This window comes from Planktotalea sp., assembly GCF_050633725.1.
Classification (GTDB): domain Bacteria; phylum Pseudomonadota; class Alphaproteobacteria; order Rhodobacterales; family Rhodobacteraceae; genus Planktotalea.
The window spans coordinates 1-304 of the sequence record NZ_JBOEHB010000024.1 but is presented as its reverse complement, the minus strand read 5'-3'; the positions used below and the strand labels follow the sequence as shown (position 1 = coordinate 304).

General features: G+C 56.9%; 1 protein-coding gene. It reads left to right on the top strand.

Going from position 1 to position 304, the window contains the following annotated elements:
- Window positions 1-260 (top strand): M10 family metallopeptidase C-terminal domain-containing protein (locus ACRBCU_RS16650; protein ID WP_431366519.1); only part of this gene is annotated, 260 nt, incomplete at its 5' end.
- Window positions 261-304: the final 44 nt, after the last annotated feature.

Below are 304 nucleotides of genomic sequence, written 5' to 3'. Positions count from 1 at the left end.
TTGTCGATTTCGAAACTGGCGTAGATGTGATCGACCTTGGCAATGTCGATGCCGATATCAGCACGGCGGATGATGACAGTTTCACCTTCCTTGGCCTGACAGGCAGCTTCACCGGCAATGCGGGCGAGCTGCGCTATGCCCGATCCGCTGCCAATGATCTGACCTTGATCCAGATCGACACGGACGGCGATGCACTGGCCGACATGCAGATCGAACTCACCGGCCTGCACGACCTGACAGCGGGTGATTTCATCCTCTGACAGGGCTTGCCTTGATCGGTCGAAAACAATGCCGGGCCAAATGG